Source organism: Paraglaciecola mesophila KMM 241 (genome assembly GCF_000315015.1).
Classification (GTDB): Bacteria; Pseudomonadota; Gammaproteobacteria; order Enterobacterales; family Alteromonadaceae; genus Paraglaciecola; species Paraglaciecola mesophila.
Window position 1 is genome coordinate 84,482 of sequence record NZ_BAEP01000056.1, and the last position, 15,455, is coordinate 99,936.

10 protein-coding genes are annotated in these 15,455 nt (G+C 44.1%); 3 read left to right on the plus strand and 7 right to left on the minus strand.

Going from position 1 to position 15,455, the window contains the following annotated elements:
* The first annotated feature begins 14 nt into the window (after nucleotides 1–14).
* Nucleotides 15–1,508, plus strand: coding sequence for an apolipoprotein N-acyltransferase (lnt, locus tag GMES_RS14035; protein ID WP_006993380.1), 1,494 nt, complete (start codon nucleotides 15–17; stop codon nucleotides 1,506–1,508).
* 107 nt (nucleotides 1,509–1,615) lie between these two features.
* Here the strand turns inward: lnt and GMES_RS14040 are convergent, their stop codons facing one another.
* Nucleotides 1,616–2,509: a DMT family transporter gene (locus tag GMES_RS14040; protein WP_006993381.1), complete on the minus strand. Its 894-nt coding sequence runs from the start codon at nucleotides 2,507–2,509 to the stop codon at nucleotides 1,616–1,618.
* A 551-nt stretch (nucleotides 2,510–3,060) separates the two neighbouring features.
* On the opposite strand from GMES_RS14040, the gene GMES_RS14045 reads away from it, so the two are divergent.
* Nucleotides 3,061–3,621: a protease gene (locus tag GMES_RS14045; RefSeq protein WP_006993382.1), complete on the plus strand. Its 561-nt coding sequence runs from the start codon at nucleotides 3,061–3,063 to the stop codon at nucleotides 3,619–3,621.
* A 169-nt stretch (nucleotides 3,622–3,790) separates the two neighbouring features.
* Here GMES_RS14045 and greA read toward each other — a convergent pair whose 3' ends face one another.
* The 6 genes from greA to putA all read right to left on the minus strand — a co-directional run bounded on the left by greA (nucleotide 3,791) and on the right by putA (nucleotide 14,385).
* Entirely contained in the window at nucleotides 3,791–4,267 is a 477-nt protein-coding gene (greA, locus tag GMES_RS14050; protein ID WP_006993383.1) for a transcription elongation factor GreA, read from the minus strand.
* Nucleotides 4,268–4,366: 99 nt separating this feature from the next.
* Nucleotides 4,367–7,585 carry a carbamoyl-phosphate synthase large subunit gene (gene carB / locus GMES_RS14055; protein ID WP_006993384.1) on the minus strand — a complete coding sequence of 1,073 codons (3,219 nt, stop codon included), beginning with the start codon at nucleotides 7,583–7,585 and terminating at the stop codon, nucleotides 4,367–4,369.
* A 38-nt stretch (nucleotides 7,586–7,623) separates the two neighbouring features.
* The gene (gene carA / locus GMES_RS14060) at nucleotides 7,624–8,769 is read right to left on the minus strand and encodes a glutamine-hydrolyzing carbamoyl-phosphate synthase small subunit (protein WP_006993385.1); all 1,146 of its coding nucleotides are present in this window, start codon (nucleotides 8,767–8,769) and stop codon (nucleotides 7,624–7,626) included.
* Nucleotides 8,770–9,059: 290 nt separating this feature from the next.
* Nucleotides 9,060–9,863, minus strand: coding sequence for a 4-hydroxy-tetrahydrodipicolinate reductase (gene dapB, locus GMES_RS14065; protein WP_006993386.1), 804 nt, complete (start codon nucleotides 9,861–9,863; stop codon nucleotides 9,060–9,062).
* Nucleotides 9,864–9,952: 89 nt separating this feature from the next.
* On the minus strand, nucleotides 9,953–10,426 hold the full coding sequence (locus GMES_RS14070) for an Lrp/AsnC ligand binding domain-containing protein (protein ID WP_006993387.1): 474 nt from the start codon (nucleotides 10,424–10,426) through the stop codon (nucleotides 9,953–9,955).
* 176 nt (nucleotides 10,427–10,602) lie between these two features.
* Nucleotides 10,603–14,385 carry a bifunctional proline dehydrogenase/L-glutamate gamma-semialdehyde dehydrogenase PutA gene (gene putA, locus GMES_RS14075; protein ID WP_006993388.1) on the minus strand — a complete coding sequence of 1,261 codons (3,783 nt, stop codon included), beginning with the start codon at nucleotides 14,383–14,385 and terminating at the stop codon, nucleotides 10,603–10,605.
* 416 nt (nucleotides 14,386–14,801) lie between these two features.
* Between putA and GMES_RS14080 the strand changes: the two genes are divergently transcribed.
* The coding region (locus GMES_RS14080; RefSeq protein ID WP_039987477.1) for a cytochrome b/b6 domain-containing protein at nucleotides 14,802–15,455 on the plus strand (654 nt) is incomplete at its 3' end.

Genomic DNA, 15,455 nt, shown 5'->3' on the forward strand with positions numbered 1-15,455 from the left:
GTGCCATAACGCACATGTTATATATTTTATCATTGTTATTTGGAGCGAGCTTAACCCTAAGCTACGCTCCTTTTTCGTATTGGGCAGTGATGCCCATCGCTCTCACGGCTTACTTATGTGTCTTATACAAAGCCCGCCCAGAGCAAGCCGCTAAATTAGGCTTTAGTTTTGGTTTAGGCTGGTTTGGAGCGGGTATCAGTTGGGTGCATGTGAGCATCGCCGATTTCGGTGGCTTGCCTCTGGCAGGTTCAATTGGCCTAATGGTATTACTGTGCAGTTATTTAGCCCTGTATCCCATGCTATTCAGCAAATTAGCCAAGCGATATTTTACGCCTGCAGTATGGGGCCTTGCACTGCCTTTCGTTTGGTTGCTGTGCGAATGGGCAAGAGGCATATTTTTAACTGGTTTTCCGTGGCTTTCCATTGGCTATAGCCAGATATCAAGTCCTGTGGCAGGTTGGATCCCTGTAATAGGCGAGTTTGGTGTTGCCGCGTTACTCATGGCGCTTTGTGCTTCATCTGCTGTGTGGTTTATGAATAAGCGTTATATGGCGCCTATCGTGTTGGCGATGTTCGTTTACCTCAGTGGCTGGACCTTGAACCAGTACAATTGGGTCTCCTCTGTTGATAAGCCGGTTAAAATAGCCATGGTGCAAGGTAACATAGCCCAAGACATACGCTGGGCGCCTGAGCAAGACTGGCCCACCATGCAGAAATATCTTGAGCTAACAGAAGCACATTGGGAAAACCAAGTCATTATTTGGCCTGAAGCCGCGATACCGCAACTTGAGCCGATAGCCGTAGATTACTTGATGCAACTTGATCAAGAGGCCGCAGAGCACGGCGTAGGTTTACTGACCGGCATAGTTAACTACAATTTTGAAACGCGTCAAGCGTACAACAGCATTATTGGTGTTGGCCTTAAAGAGGCTACGGATAGCGAGGGGCACTATCATTATCCGCAAGCTAATCGTTTCGATAAACACCATTTATTGCCAGTCGGTGAGTTCATTCCGATGGAAGATTGGTTACGAGGGTTAGCGCCCATATTTGATTTACCAATGTCGTCATTCACCCGAGGCGATTACCAACAGGCAAATTTAGTGGCGAATGGCTATCATTTTGCGCCTGCCCTGTGTTTTGAAATCGCGTTTCCTGGGCAAATCCGACAAAACCTGTACGCCGATACTGACTTTATTATTACTGTGAGTAACGACGCATGGTTCGGCCATTCACATGGCCCTGCACAACATTTAGAGATTGCACAGGTACGTGCAAAGGAATTCGGGCTACCAGTGCTACGTTCAACGAACAACGGCATTACTGCATTTATCGACGCAAACGGCGAAGTACAAAGCCGGTTGCCTCAGTTCGAGACTGGCGTTTTAAATGATGAAATACAAAAAGTCACTGGAATTACGCCCTATCGTTATTTAGGCGACCTTGGGGCATGGCTGTTAAGTCTGCTAGGCCTTTTGATTGCAATTCGATTTAATCACACAGCTTAATAAAGTACTCAAGCCGCATTAGATTTTTCAGACATGTAGCGCGTTTTTTTAACGCGCTATCGCTAGGGACTTTTTTGAATTGTGATGAACAACTATCTCCCACTCACCTACCCTAACCAGTTTCTAATCTTTGCGACTGGCGTAAGCACAATGGCGTTTCCTGCTAATACCAATACAAATCCAAACACCGTGTTGGCGTGCCATAGGAATCCTTCAAAAATGGTGCTCAAGATCACAGCCACAATTGGGAATAATACAATCGAATAACTGGCTTTTTCAGGGCCAATATCTCGCAATAATAAAAAGTAACACGCAAACGCAATCACTGTGCCGAACAACGACAGATAAAGCAAAGAGATAACGTAACTAGGCTCAGTAGAAAAGGTAAATTGCGCATCACTGAGTAACACCACACCAACAAGGGCTAACGTGCCATACAGCATCCCCCATGCGTTACCTTGCATAACACCCACGTGATTGGATGAATTGCGTACGCTCGCCATGTTGCCCAATGACGCTAAAAAGGTACCGCCAAGGGCAAGGCCCAAACCAAGCATGGCATCACTGGAAAAATCGAGATCTTTTATGTCAGGCCAAAACAGAGCGACTAAACCAACTACCCCAAGCAAGGCACCAATATAAATACGATTAGCGATACGTCGTCCAAAGAACAAACGTGTGTTGACTATGTTCATTAACAGTAGGGTTGAAAACGCAATAGAAGACATAGCAGAGGTGAGGTAATTTTGTGCCCAATATAAGATTAAATAATTTAGGCCAAAATTGCACAAGGCCAGTACCATAAAGAAGCCATGATCTGTCATTGAAAACCGCATGTTCACACCTTTAAACATGCAGTAGCACCACATAACAAAGGCGGCTATAGCGAATCGATAGACCAACGAAACCTGCGCAGGCACATCCCCAAGCTGAAACTCAATCGCCAACCACGTCGAGCCCCAAATAAGAACTGTCACAATATACAAAATAACGCTTTTCAAAGTGGCTAGTCCTCAAAATGGTGTCAGAAAATATCTGCGCGCAGGGTATCACGGTCAACTAGCTTGTACATGATAGCGTAGGTGGTATTAGTGCCTGTCGATTTTTTGGTTCAGGGCCATGCGCTCGGTGCAATCCAGACCCTTTCGGGTAAAAAACCTGTACATTTGATATAGATAACGTCAGCTTTGTTAACAATAAGCTGTATTAACCCGTTAAAGGGGTAAATTAAACATCCTAAAATAAGCATTATGGTAAATATACCTACCGTAAGTGCTTTTTTGCTGTAAATCTTTGTGACATAAAAGCCAATATTCTGCGACTAAATTTACATAACTTTCTACTATTATGACTAAACTAACAGCGAAGTATTCAGTCTAATTTTCTACTATTAGCAATTTTCCATTATAAATCAATGGTTAAAATATAGTGCTGCTAGGCCACTAATGCCGATTTATTTGGTTTGATTATTGCTTAATAACGCTAAATGCATTTTTGCTACTTTTAACCAGTAAGGGATAAAAGTACATATGCAGCAAAGAAGGAGCAACGGATGTTGACGACGCTAACAGATAAAAAAACTGCAGCCATACTTGCCAAGGATGGCTTTGAACAATGTGAATTAGTAGAAACCCGTGACGCCCTTACTGAGGCAGGGGTTGATGTGCACATTATCTCACTTGAGCCTGGGACTATAATCGGCTGGAACGGCAGCAAATGGGGTATAGAGGTGGATGTCGATAAGGTCGTGTCAAAAGTCTCAGCTGATGATTATGACGCACTTATTTTACCCGGCGGCTTGTTCAACCCAGATGCGCTGTTGCAAGACAGAGACGCGGTAGATTTTGTAAAGGCATTCTTTGTGGATGCTAAGCTCAAGCCCGTGGTTGCCATCAATCAAGGTACGTGGATGTTGCTTGAAGCAGACGTTTTGAGAAACAGACTTGTCGCGTCATTTCCAACTGTTCTCAATCGCTTGCGAAACGCCGGTGCTAAGGTTGTTGACCGGGATCTCGTCGTCGACCAAGGTTTATATACCAGCCGAAGCTCCCACAATCTGGCCGCGCTGAACCAACAAGTTATTCAGCAGCTTACTAAACCACGGGTTCACTAGTGCAATAAACTTGATGATGCTCCACGGCGAGGGCTAGTTCGAGTGTCATATTCATGAATCTCGCAACTTTTCATTAGACAATAAAAAAGCGTACTGAAAGCACGCTTTTTATTTTTGACGATAAGGGGTAAAAATTACCTCATGCATCATGCATCATGCAAGTAAATGGTTAGACGTACTCTACTTCAATGATTTCAAATTCAATCGCGCCCTTAGGCGTTTGAATGGTAACCACATCGTCTAACTGCTTACCGACTAACCCACGGGCGATGGGCGAGCTGACTGAAATAAGGTTATTCTTAATGTCTGCTTCATCATCACCCACAATCTTGTAAGTAATTTCGTCGTCAGTTTGCAAATTTAAAATGGTAACTGTCGTGCCAAAAATAACCTTTCCAGTGTTGGTCATTTTGGTGACATCGATAATTTGTATATTTGATAACTTACCTTCGATGTCTTGAATACGCCCTTCACAGAAGCTTTGCTGCTCACGCGCTGCATGATATTCAGCGTTTTCTTTTAAATCTCCGTGTTCACGGGCTTCCGCAATCGATTTAATAATTTCTGGACGTTTTACCGACTTTAAATGTTGTAGCTCTTCACGCAGCATTTCTGCGCCTTTGGCCGTCATAGGGTATTGAGTCATTGATCAATAGCTCGCTTTATTTTTGTTTGTTGTTGTACATAAATAATAAATAAGTGCTGAGCGCAATAAATCAACGCCCAGCACCGAATTAATAAACGATTAAACTAAGCGCTTATGTAATTCTTGTACTGAATGCACTCTGGCACGATCGTCTGCTTTATTTGCATTAACCGTGGCAAATGCCGCATTCATAGTGGTGGTATAAGGAATTTTATTAAGCAAAGCTTCTCGACGAATATACACAGAATCATCGATTGCCTGGCGTCCTTCAGTGGTATTGATAATATAACAATATTCACCGTTTTTAATCGCATCTACGATGTTAGGACGACCTTCAGATAGCTTGTTCACAATCGAGCAAGGCACATCGGCTTTATTCAATACTTCAGCCGTTCCGCGAGTTGCTTCAAGGTTAAATCCTTTTGCGACCATGGCTCGGCCTAATTCGATAATACGATTTTTATCGTTAAGGCGAACAGAAAGCAATGCTTTCCCTCCTGCTGGAATGGGCTCACCCGCACCTAAATTTGCTTTGGCGTAAGCTTCTACGAAGGTATCACCTACTCCCATCACTTCGCCGGTAGAGCGCATTTCGGGGCCAAGCAAGGGGTCAACGCCTTGGAATTTAGCAAAAGGCAACACCACTTCTTTAACGCTGTAAAAAGGAGGAATGACTTCTTTGCTTAGACCTTGCGAAGCAAGAGACTGGCCAGCCATGGCGCGAGCACCAATTTTGGCGATGGGTAAACCTGTCGCTTTAGACACAAACGGAACAGTACGAGCAGCACGAGGGTTTACTTCAATTAAGTATACCTCGCCGTCTTTTACTGCGAATTGGGTGTTCATTAAGCCGACAACACCTAATTCCAAAGCCATCGCTTTTACTTGTTCACGCATGACGTTTTGAATGTCATTGCTAAGTGAATAAGGCGGAAGCGAACATGCCGAGTCACCTGAGTGCACACCTGCTTGTTCGATGTGCTCCATAATACCGCCAATCATGACTTCTTTACCGTCACAAATAGCGTCCACATCCACTTCAATCGCGTCATCTAAGAAACGGTCGAGCAATACAGGTGAGTCATTAGAGACCTTAACCGCATTGTTTAAATAACGTTTCAAGTCTTTTAAGTCATACACGATTTCCATCGCGCGCCCGCCAAGTACATAAGAAGGACGAACAACCAATGGGAAACCAATTTTCTCAGCCGCTAGCAACGCTTCTTCAAGATTGCTTACCGTCGCATTCGCTGGTTGCTTAAGATTTAACTTGTTGACCATTTTCTGGAAACGTTCACGATCTTCTGCTTTATCAATCGCATCAGGTGAAGTACCAATGATTGGTACGCCAGCAGCTTCTAAATCACGCGCTAACTTAAGCGGGGTTTGACCACCGTATTGCACAATAACGCCAACGGGTTTCTCGATACGTACAATTTCAAGTACGTCTTCTAAGGTCACTGATTCAAAGTACAAACGGTCTGATGTATCATAATCGGTAGAAACCGTCTCAGGGTTACAGTTGACCATGATAGTTTCGTAGCCATCTTCACGCATTGCTAAGGCAGCATGAACACAACAATAATCAAATTCAATACCTTGACCAATACGGTTGGGGCCGCCACCGATAACCATAATTTTATCTTTATCAGTCGGATTTGCTTCGCATTCTTCATCGTAGGTTGAGTACATATACGCAGTGCTAGAGGCAAACTCAGCGGCACAAGTATCAACACGCTTGTAGACAGGATGAATATCAAAGCCACGGCGTATTTCGCGCACATCACCTTGGTCGACACCGGTCAAATCCGCAATACGCGCATCAGAGAACCCTTTACGCTTCAATCTGTTCATTAATGTGGCATCTATACCAGATAAACCGATGTTCGCGACATTTTGTTCTTCTTTGACCAGATCTTCTATTTGCACCAAGAACCAACGATCAACATTCGTTAAGGCAAAAATCTCTTCGATATCCATGCCCATACGCATAGCATCTGCTATGTACCAAATGCGCTCTGCGCCTGGCTCGCGTAGTTCGCGAATGATGGTCGCTTTGTTCTCTGGGTCGGTGTAATCGATAATAGAATCAAATCCGTTTACGCCAACTTCTAGTCCCCGTAGTGCTTTTTGTAATGATTCTTGTTGGTTACGGCCAATAGACATGACCTCACCTACTGACTTCATTTGAGTCGTTAGTCGATCATTTGCACCAGCAAATTTTTCAAAGTTAAAACGAGGGATTTTTGTCACAACATAGTCGATGGCCGGCTCAAACGAAGCAGGTGTTAAACCACCTGTAATATCGTTGGCAAGTTCATCCAAGGTGTAACCAATGGCGAGCTTCGCCGCTACTTTTGCAATGGGGAAGCCCGTCGCTTTGGATGCCAAAGCAGATGAACGAGATACACGGGGGTTCATTTCGATAATAACTAAACGACCAGTTTGTGGGTCAACACCAAATTGAACATTTGAACCCCCCGTTTCAACGCCAATCTCACGCAATACGGCCATAGCGGCATTACGCATGATTTGAAATTCTTTATCGGTAAGTGTCTGCGCTGGCGCAACCGTAATCGAATCACCGGTATGAACACCCATGGCGTCAAAGTTTTCGATAGTACAAACGATAATACAGTTATCTGCTTTATCCCGTACTACCTCCATTTCATACTCTTTCCAACCAATCAATGATTCATCAATCAACAGTTCAGACGTAGGTGACAAATCAAGACCACGACGACAGATTTCTTCAAACTCTTCGACGTTATAAGCAATACCACCACCGCTGCCACCCATGGTGAAAGACGGGCGAATAATACAGGGGAAACCAATACGCGTAGATACATCAAATGCTTCATCTAAGCTATGAGCAATTTCAGCGCGTGGACATTCAAGACCAATAGATTTCATTGCTTTATCAAAACGTTCGCGATCTTCCGCTTTATCAATGGCATCTGCTGTAGCGCCAATCATTTCAACACCGAATTCGGTGAGTACGCCGTGTTTATCCAAATCTAACGCACAGTTAAGTGCGGTTTGTCCGCCCATGGTTGGCAAAATGGCATCAGGACGTTCTTTTTCTATAATTTTTCTAACCACTTCCCAATGGATAGGTTCGATGTAGGTAGCATCGGCCATTTCAGGGTCGGTCATTATGGTTGCAGGGTTAGAGTTAACTAAAATAACTCGATAACCTTCTTCACGCAGTGCTTTACACGCCTGCGCACCTGAATAGTCGAATTCACAGGCCTGGCCGATGACGATCGGTCCAGCACCAATAATTAAGATACTTTTTATGTCGGTACGTTTTGGCATTGTGCTTGTTACTCTAAATTTGGGGCTTAAGGGTCGTCTTAGCGTGTTGCTTGCATCAATTCAATGAAGTGATCAAACAAGGGTGCCGCGTCATGAGGGCCTGGGCTCGCTTCAGGGTGTCCCTGGAAGCTAAACGCGGGCTTATCATTACGATGTATACCTTGTAATGACTGGTCAAACAGTGACACATGGGTAACATCTAAATTGTCCGGCATCGATTGTTCATCAACAGCAAAACCGTGGTTTTGGCTGGTGATCATGACGCGCTGACCAAGAATGTCTTTCACTGGGTGGTTAGCACCATGATGACCGAATTTCATTTTTACGGTTTTTGCACCACTGGCTAACGCCAGTAACTGATGCCCTAAACAGATACCAAAAATAGGCAGGTTTTTATCGAGCAGGGTCTTAATGGCTTCGATTGCATAAACGCACGGCTCAGGATCACCAGGGCCGTTGGATAAAAACACGCCATCTGGGTTTAACGCCAGTACATCCTCTGCGGTAGTTTTAGCAGGTACCACCGTTAATCGACAGCCTCTGTCTACTAACATACGTAAAATGTTGTGTTTGGCACCAAAATCGTAGGCAACGACGTGAAACGCTAAATCAGTTTGCTTTTCGTTAAAGCCTTGGCCGAGTGTCCATGAACCGTCAGTCCAACTGTAAACTTCGTCAGTGGTCACTTCTTTGGCAAGATCCAAACCTTTCAAACCAGAGAATGCTTTTGCTTTCTCAAGGGCCAATTCTTTATCAAGGCTAATGTCAGAGCTTGAATCAACCGCAATAATGCAGCCATTTTGCGCGCCTTTATCACGTAAAATACGCGTTAAACGGCGGGTGTCGATATCTGCGATACCAAGAATGTTATTTACGCGAAGATATTCAGACAACGATTGTTCATTACGGAAATTACTCGCTAGCAGCGGTAAATCTCTAATAATGAGGCCTTTAGCCCACACTTTTGTTGATTCACAATCTTCGCTATTGGTACCGGTGTTACCAATATGGGGATAGGTTAAAGTTACGATTTGTTCTGCGTAAGAGGGATCAGTAAGAATTTCCTGATAACCTGTCATTGAGGTGTTAAACACCACTTCACCAACAGACATACCAGTCGCTCCGATAGCCGTGCCATTGAAAACAGACCCATCTTCTAGCACTAAAAGGGCGGAATTAGCCAAGTCAACCTCCGAATATAGTTAACCTAAGGTGTTTACACGGGCAATGTGCAAAAACCTATAAAAAACGGGCTGTAACTAGTTGAATTACATCCCGCTTTACCGTATTTGCAGCTATTAATTCCGTGGATTTATTAAAAACCCACTAAAATTTGGCAAATTCGCAATAATATACATGAAAGCCTGATTAAGGTCTATTCCCAATTAGAAAAATTGTCAAAACAGTGCTTTCAACCACATTTACTACACTAAGGGTTAAAAACCTAAGTTATGCTCACTCAATGCTGGACGTATCAGGCTAGGCCCAATACATCTTGCATATCATAGAGCCCTGCGGGTTTATTCTTGAGCCAAACAGCGGCTTTAACAGCACCATTAGCAAAGGTCAGCCGGCTTGACGCTTTATGGGTCAATTCAATTCGCTCACCAATATCTGCAAACAGTGCAGTGTGCTCGCCCACTATATCCCCTGCCCTAATAGTAGCGAAGCCAATCGTTTTATGGTCACGCTCTCCCGTGTCACCTTCACGGCCATATACGGCACAGGTCGATAGGTCACGGCCAAGCTCATCAGCGATAACTTCACCTATGGCGACAGCGGTGCCAGATGGCGCATCTTTTTTAAATCTGTGATGGCCTTCTATAATTTCGATGTCTGCCGTATCCCCCATAACGCGCGCAGTTTGACGAGCTAAATTGAGTAATAGATTAACCCCAATACTGTAATTAGCAGCAAAAACAATAGGAATATGCTGGCTCGCCCGTTGCAGAGCGTCTTTTTGCTGTTGGTTTAAACCTGTCGTGCCGATGACGACTGGCTTTTTTTGCTGGACACACAGGGCTAAATTGGCTTCGAGCGCTTCTGGGAGGGTGAAATCGATAACAATGTCAATTTGCGAAAAGTCAGCGGAATTGGCGTCAGTGACAGTGAGTCCACGCTGTCCTATGCCCGCTAGTTCACCAACATCGACACCCATCATAGAAGAGCTTGCTCTGACAAATGCCGCGTTTAATGTTGCATTCTGCGATTGATCTATCGCTTCAATTAATACGCGACCCATTCGGCCGTTGGCCCCAAATATTGCAATTTTATTCATGCTGCTTGTACGTCAAAGTAATCTGTGACGACATTGTGCCTGATTTACATCAGGCTTTCAGCCACACAAACAGGTCAATCTATCATTTCTTATAATTGAATGAGATGAGTTGACTTAACTTCTTCCATTACGACGTAGGTATGAGTTTGAGTCACGCCTTTTATGGAGGCTAATTTTGAACCCAAAAATTTACAGTACTCATCCATGTTTTCAATACGGATTTTAATCAGGTAATCAAACTGTCCTGCGACCATAGCGCATTCAACAATTTCATCAATTTCGCTGACTTGTTGATTAAATTCTTTTACTGACTCAGTACTGGTACTGGCAAGTGAAAGCTGTACATAGGCCGTCAAATTAGCTTTCAACTTTTTAGGGTTTAAATGAGCAACGTATTTTTCTATATAGCCGTTTTTCTCTAAACGACGAACACGCTCTAAGCACGGTGTGGGGCTTAAATGTATTTGGTTGGCTAATTCTACGTTAGATATACGACACTCTCTTTGCAGTATATCGAGTATTTTAAGGTCAGTGCGGTCTAAGGTGTCTTGGCCTTTTTTCATTGTATTTGCCTTGTAGTAACACGATTTTATCGTTTTTAGTTTTGTTCATGCTAATCATAGACAGAATTAGTGTTAGGTAAATTACCCAAAAGGCTTAATTTAAGCAGCATTAACACTAATCATCCAGTGATAAGTGCTGCTTAAATCAACAACAACGGATAATATCAACCTTAAGTTTACTCTTTAAGATTTAGCAGCATCGCATTACCGCCTGTGGCAACGACGTTATCCGTCTTGGTTTTTTCTGTGGCAAAACGCAGCAAACTATAATCTGCTGACATACTTCCCACAAATGGGATGATTGCCCCCTTTCGCGCACCCAAAGTGCTAATAAGACCAGGGCTATTACTTCCTGCTACGCCTGCAATACCGTCGTTCAATAACAACGCCATTAGCTCTTTTTGCAAATCAGCACATTGCACGTTCGCCATCGGCACAAAACTTTCTAACGCTTTGTAAACCGAGCTGGCACTGGCTGGCGTTTTCCCCAAATGAATAAGTACAATACTATTGCCTGCTAACAAAGCTCCCATTGCTTGCACTAGGTTGGTAATTTCATCACCTTCTTGGAGCACAACTAAAAAGACACCGCGACCGTGCAACGATAGTTCGTTCGTTTCACCTGTTGGCCCTGGTAACGTTATTGGCTCACCAAAATTGTGCCGCGCTTGTGCAAACATACGTGCAGCTTGCTTTTGGCTCTCCGCTGGCATCGCTGAAAATGCCGGTAGATGTTGAGCGCCCACGAAAGCATTCTCAATCAACTTAATGCGCTCGGTGATGGGCAAACTTTGCCAAGTACTTTGCCCGGCTTTGGCCACGCGAAGACTCATTTGGGTGTCTTTACTTAAGGTTGACGTCTCTGATATTTCGCTAGGTACTTCATCAACAACCGTCTCAGCAGCCCATAAATTAGTAAAACGTAATAAGTAGTGCGGACCACCGGCTTTGAAACCAGTACCTGATAAACCATGGCCCCCAAACGGGTTTACCCCAACGACCGCCCCGACCATATTCCGATTGATATAGGTATTACCGACATGTGTTTCAGCGTAAACCTTATCAGCGAATTCTTTGAGGCGACTATGCACACCCAGAGTTAAGCCATAACCTGTATCATTAATGTCTTTAAGAACACGGTCTAAGTCTTTGGCGTTATAGCGAACAATATGTAAGATTGGCCCAAAGACTTCGCGCTCTAATACATTAATGTGTTCAATTTCAAATACGTGGGGGCGAATATAAAAGCCTTTAACGTCTCTTGGTTCATTTGCTTTGGCAACAAGTTTGGCTTCTTTGGACATTTTTTCACAATGTTCTTGCAATGTAGTGAGTGCATTTGCATCAATAACAGGTCCAAGGTCTGTACTCAGTTTCCAAGGTTGACCTATTTGTAGGGTATCGAGCGCACCTTTTAGCATGTCAATCAAGTTATCTGCGATATCATTTTGTACATACAATACACGCAGCGCAGAACAACGCTGCCCAGCGCTTAAGAATGCAGATTGAATGACATCATCAACGACCTGCTCTGGTAGTGCTGTTGAATCCACCAACATGACATTTTGTCCGCCCGTTTCAGCTATAAAAGGCGGCAAGGTGGTTCCACGTTTGATCAGCTCTTTTTGAATACTTTGCGCTGTACCGGTAGAGCCAGTAAATGCGACCCCTGCAACCCTCTCATCAGCCATCAATATTGGGCCAAGTTCGCGTCCAGAACCAGTTAGTAAGTGCAATACATCAGTAGGCACCCCTGCGTTGTGCATCAGCTGAATAGCTTGAGTCGCAATCAACGGCGATTGTTCTGCAGGTTTGGCCAAGACTGTATTACCTGCCACTAACGCGGCTGCAATTTGCCCAACAAAAATAGCTAACGGGAAGTTCCACGGGCTAATGCACACGAAAACACCTTGGCCTTGTTTTAACTTTGGTTGGGTCGGGCTATCGGATACCAAATGACGTACTTGTAACGCGTAATAGCGACAAAAATCAACAGCCTCACGCACTTCTGATATACCGTCGTTTAAGGTACGCCCAGCTTCAAAACTGATCAGTGCCGTCAGCTCTTCTGTCTGCGCTTCTAATAAATCAGCGACTTTTTCCATGATCTGCGCACGCTGATTAACCGGCGTTGATTGCCAAGCTGGTTGCGCTGCAGACGCCGCATTCATTGCTATATCTACATCCTTTGCGGAGGCATCAGTGCAGTACCCTATCACACTGTCAGTAGCGGCTGGTGAATACAGAGGGTAAGCATTGTCAGTGCTCATCACGCCATTGATGATCGGTCCTGCCTGCCACTTTTTATCGGAAAAAGCACTTACTTGTTGGGCAACCGTATCAAACGCAAGCGGATCATCTAAATCAATACCCCGAGAATTATCACGCTTTTCACCGAAGGCGTTGAAGATATCCTGAGCTAGGGGAATCTGAGTATTTCGTTTGCCCTGGGCTTTGCCAATGGTTGTTTCAACACTCTGCACCAGGTTCGAAGCGGCGATTTTGCCATCTAAGAATTGATTAACAAACGAACCGTTTGCCCCGTTCTCGAGTAATCGGCGCACTAAGTAAGGTAGTAAATCTTTGTGTACACCTACTGGGGCGTAAACTCTTAGAGGTAACTCACGCCCAGTTGTTTCTCTGATTTGGCCATAAAGTAAATCCCCCATACCGTGTAGACGCTGAAACTCAAAACTACTGGTGTCGTCTCCCGCCATTTCCAAAATTAGCGCTACGGTGTAGGCGTTGTGCGTTGCAAATTGTGGGTAGATGCAATCCCGGTTATCGAGCAATTTTCCAGCACAAACTTGATAACTCAAATCAGTGTGAACTTTTCGAGTAAAAACCGGAAATTCACTTAGCCCCATTTCTTGAGCATGTTTAATCTCTGCATCCCAATATGCGCCTTTTACTAAACGAACCATCAATGTGCGTTCACTGGCTTTCGCTAATTCGACCAACCAGTCCACTACAAAAAGTGCTCGTTTCTGATACGCTTGCAGCACAAAACCCAATCCGTTCCAGTTCGCTAACTCGGGTGCAAATGCCAATGCTTGGAACACATCAAGTTCAATGTCCAAGCGAGCTGCTTCTTCTGCATCAATGGTAAAACCGATATTGAATTTTTTAGCTTCAAGCGCCAGAGACAATACACTAGGCAGTAATTCGTCGATGACCAATTGGTGATGACTGAATTCATAACGTGGGTGCAATGCACTGAGCTTAACCGAGATCCCGTCCGCTAGATTGACATCGCTCTCATCGTTGCTGTGCCCAATGGAACGAATAGCTGATAAGTAGGCTTCGTAATATTTTTTGGCATCTTTGTAGGTTCTCGCCCCTTCCCCTAACATATCAAAAGAGAAGCGAGTACCTTCGACATTGCCTTTTCTACCACGCTTTGCTGCTTCTTTAATGTCCCGACCCAATACGTATTGCTGGCCCATAAATTTCATGGCCTGCAATGTCGCCCCGCGCACAACAGGCTCACCCACACGCTGAATGAGCTTACGAAACCAGCTGCTTGGCTCTTCATTGATACCCGGCTCTTTACCCAGTATTTTACTGGTAAGCGATAAGCCGACGCTTGCAGCATTCACCAGTAACTCTTCAGAGTTACCTATGTGCTCACCCCACTGGCCAAGGTGGATTTTTTCAGCAATAAGCCGGTCCACAGTATAGCTATCAGGCACCCGCAATAGTGCTTCTGCCAAACACATCAACACGACACCTTCATGACTCGATAAACTGTATTCTTGTAGGAAGGCGTCAAATAAACCCTGCTTATCGGGGTTCGCTCGACACTGCTCTACGAATGATAACGCCGTTGCATGTACGTTATTGCGTGCCTCTTCACTCAATGGATTGGTATTGAGCATATATTCAACACTTTCCCCCTCATTGAGGTAAGTATTAGTGCGAATAGTTTGGCGTATTGATGGTAAGTTTGCCTGCAACATAGGAAATCTCAGTCGTGTTTATAAGGTGATAAATTGGCCACAGCGGCAATCCTCTGGATTATGTGCTGTACCTTGTTGTTTGACCCCAATTTATTTAAAGAAAAGTCATAGTAGTTTTGCGCGCATTTTATGCTTGAAAATAGAGAATATGCTACTTTATTTTTAGTAAAAACAGCCAAATATCAGCGTGAAATATCCATTTAGTGGACTATTAGACTGGTAAGAGGTGTTTACCATGGTGAAATTGACTAATTGTCGCACAACTGTTCAGGCATTTACTCCTAGCAACGCAGGGAATAACGATGAAAATTCGACAATAAGAAGACAAATACTTAATTCCTCTTGAGTTGTGCTTAATCGCCAGTAACAATATTCTGTATATTTCCATTTCTAGTATTCATTATTCGAGCCAAAATATGACACACAACAAAACACTGGTCTGGGATCTTCCCTTACGCATTTTTCATTGGGCCCTTGTACTGCTGATTTTTGCACAATGGCTAACGGCTGACGTATTAGATGGCTACATAGATTTACACGCTAAATTTGGTTACGGTTTACTTGGCTTGGTGATATTTCGAATAATTTGGGGATTTGTTGGGCCAAAACATGCGCGGTTTAGTTCATTTTTACGCGGACCCAGTGCAATTTTTCATTACAGCCGTACCTTAATAACTCGCCATCCATCTACCTACACTGGCCACAATCCACTCGGCGCCTTAATGGTGCCCGCTATTTTGATTGTGGTTGGCACTCAGGCAATTAGTGGTCTGTTCGTCACCGATGATGTGTTATTCACTGGGCCTTATTACTCCAGCGTATCTGATGAAACACAAGGTACCATGCAGTGGCTGCATCACACCTTGTTCGATGTATTGTTGGTGATTATTGGTTTACACATTAGTGCTATTTTAAGTTACGAACTATTGCTTAAGAAGCCCTTAATTGGTGCGATGCTTCATGGGCAGAAAAATGTGCAAGCGAAAAGCGGGATTAATCATTCAAGACTGATATTAGCTTTATTACTGGCGCTCGTTATTTGTGCCTTCATATATTGGTTGGTTGTTGTT